General features: G+C 49.4%; 3 protein-coding genes and 1 pseudogene. 3 read left to right on the top strand and 1 reads right to left on the bottom strand.

The genetic code is table 11. The annotated features are described in order from the left end of the window. Positions 1–201 (bottom strand): hypothetical protein (locus PLA23_RS12170; protein WP_324475353.1); only part of this gene is annotated, 201 nt, incomplete at its 3' end. Between the two features lie 606 nt (positions 202–807). On the opposite strand from PLA23_RS12170, the gene PLA23_RS12165 reads away from it, so the two are divergent. The 3 genes and pseudogenes from PLA23_RS12165 to PLA23_RS12155 all read left to right on the top strand — a co-directional run. Then, positions 808–1497 (top strand): hypothetical protein, encoded by a 690-nt coding sequence (locus tag PLA23_RS12165; protein ID WP_324331607.1) that lies wholly within the window; start codon positions 808–810, stop codon positions 1495–1497. Continuing rightward, complete coding sequence (locus tag PLA23_RS12160) at positions 1490–1840, top strand: hypothetical protein (protein ID WP_324475352.1); 351 nt, start codon at positions 1490–1492, stop codon at positions 1838–1840. The genes PLA23_RS12165 and PLA23_RS12160 overlap by 8 nt, the downstream gene beginning before the upstream one ends. Then, positions 1830–2985, top strand: a pseudogene (locus tag PLA23_RS12155) (hypothetical protein); the annotation flags it as partial. The gene PLA23_RS12160 and the pseudogene PLA23_RS12155, both read left to right, overlap by 11 nt.

Genomic DNA, 2985 nt, shown 5'->3' with positions numbered 1-2985 from the left:
TGAGAGTTTGACTGAAGCCGATTTAAGGCCAGGAAGATCAATATTTTCTGCACTGGAGCCAAAGGATTGCAAATCTGATTTAAACACTTTAGAGGATTCATACATAGTCGATAAGAAATCATAATCATCATTTGCAGATGCAACAGAAGCCAGGATTCCAATTAATAAAATTGAAATCAAAAAACTTTTTAGAAGTTTCATAGTATTATTTCTGCACCACAGTATAAAATAGATTTCAACTGTAGATTAAATTTAAATAGTAAAATATTGATGATTACTAGGAAAATATTTAGGATATTTTCTCAAATCTGTACTTATTTAGATTTTTCTTTGTAAATGTGGCTTTTTGTTAGTTTCAATAAGTATGATATAGTGTCTTCACTCACTCAATGTGACCAAAACCGCTCATTCCTTTTTGATCCGTCTGCGACCCGGATTTCAACCCCCAATTGAAGCCATCTCTCAAAACTTCCCCATCCTGTGATTCTTTTCCACTATATTCACGTACGGACTTTGTGAGCTGTCCGTCAGGAACAGCACATGTCAATGTATTCTCATAATGATTTGACCAATTCGAAAAGAGGTATTTATAGTACGCGCTGCATTCGTACTATCATCCCCTGATCCCCCGTTTCCATCCCCTCAAACCAAAGTCCATATCGATCCCGTTTCTACCGCAATTCCGGTGCCCTGACCCGCACTCATCATCTCACCATCCCCAAAATAAAAACACCCCACAAATCCTGATATCTCCGCACACAATCACAGTATCTCAATCCTCTCACTATCCCCTGCATACCAGTCAGTATGCTTCATAAATCCCGCGTCATCAGCCCAGTGTCAGATCCCACATCTGACACAACATCAGGTGACGACGATATCAGCATGAATAATGTGAGCCGTATTCAGAAACCCTCCCCGATTATCCGCTATTCTCATCATATTATTCAGGTTCACCCTCGTGACCGGACAATGTATCTAAAACCCCCCTCATTTCGGTATCTATTAATAGATCCCGGATGGATCTTCTTCTCCCATTTTGACTTGAAAATCGCAAAATCAATCCAAATGGGACTGTTCCAAAAAAAGGAGCATCGTACTATGAGGTCGAAAAAAACATATCTTAGCCTGCTCTTCCGGGCATCGCCATCGGATGATCGGCCCCGGCAAAAGCATACCAGTCACAATCAGACACAGAATGAATCCCCCAGCCATGAAAAAGCCGGCCAGCCATTCACAGATGGGGTTCTTTCTATCTTTCCTTTCAGACGGCAAAAAAGTACCCTGTTCTGTCATTTCAGGACTCTTCCCACACAACCCGGCCACGGACAGGAAAAAAACCACGACCACACTGACGGGGAACTGCAAAAGAGGGCTTTAAACCGGAAGTTCAAATCTCCGGAAGGGATTCGAACCAGGATCGGCATCACTTTGGATCTCCGCAGATTGCATCCGAATCAGAACACTCATCCGGGCAGAGAGGCGGTACATGTCTGACATCCCGGATTATACCACCTGCCGGACCACCCCTCACGCAGCACGACGGCTCCTTCTGGAGCGAGGATATACCGCAGTCCGGGTCGTACCCTCCGCCCTTCCTGTTGACATCATTGCCTGGAAAAACAGGCATGAAATCCTCCTCATCAAAGTAAAATCCCTCAGAAGACCGATCAAAAAAGAACACCTTATCCGTGAGATGGCCCCGCTCGTTCAGATGGCAGCATCAGACACCTGTCCGGGAACCATCCAGCTCTGGATCAGGCGGGCAGCCGTCTGGCACCGGTACCATGTCATGCCTGGCGGATATGCAGCCATCAAGGAGGGAATTCATGGCACCTGACCGGAGATCAGAGATCCTGAAAACCCTTCACCTCATCTCCTCCCCTGGCAGCATCGTGGAAGTCAGAATCATCACAAACGACGGAATCGGTTCAGGATACTTTGACAACTTTGAAAAACTCGCAGACCAGGTCTGTATCCTGGACGACAATCCGCAGATCCGGGGTATCTACATCACCTTAAACGAAGTAAACCCGGCACTGCTTGCACGGCGTGCGAACCGGATCATCATGCGGCTCTCAAAAAAGGATGCCACAACCGCCGACAAGGACATCATCAGACGGCACTGGCTCCCCATTGACATTGATCCAATCCGCCCGTCCGGCGTCTCATCATCAGACGAGGAACACCGGTATGCTCTGGCCAAAGCAGAGGAGATATCCGCATATCTTCAGTCAGTCGGATGGCCGGACCCCCTCATCGCCGACTCAGGAAACGGGGCCCATCTGTTCTACCGCATCGATCTCCCAAACGATGAGGCTGCCGGTGAACTGGTGAAAAACTGTCTGCATGCACTCGCTGCCCGGTTCTCTGACGACATCTGCACCATTGATACCGCAAACCACAATGCAGCCCGGATATGGAAACTCTACGGCACCATGGCACGCAAAGGGGACAATACCCCGCCCCGTTCGCACCGTGCTGCAAAACTGATCAGGGAACCGGCATCCCTGTCACTGACCGGCCGTGACCAGCTTGCAACCCTTGCATCCCTTTACCCCGCCGAGCCTAACCCCCGGACGGGAGAGCAGCATACAGCAAAAACCCGGTCTGATACCCCGCCCGACCTTGCCACCTGGCTCTCCGGCCATACCATCGGATACACGCAGAAACCATACGGCGACGGCACCCTCTTTATCCTTGATCAGTGTCCGTTTTCCGATGCACACCAGGACGGGGCATATGCCATACAGTTTGCATCAGGCGCCATCTTTGCCGGCTGTCATCACACCAGTTGTGGCGGCGGAATCCAGCGGTGGAAAGACCTGAAACAGAAATATGAAGGCAGAAACGAATCAGAAGACCGGCTCTCGCGAATGTATAAAACCCATGCACGGAGACGATATCTCGCCGGACAGGGCCTGACGGACGATCCGGGATCTGAACACCTGCATGCACATACCCGGACCGAGCCGGAGGTCACCG

It is taken from the genome of Methanospirillum sp. (assembly GCF_035406105.1).
Taxonomy (GTDB): Archaea; Halobacteriota; Methanomicrobia; order Methanomicrobiales; family Methanospirillaceae; genus Methanospirillum.
The sequence above is the reverse complement of the archived record's forward strand: the minus strand, read 5'-3'. Positions and strand labels throughout refer to the sequence as shown.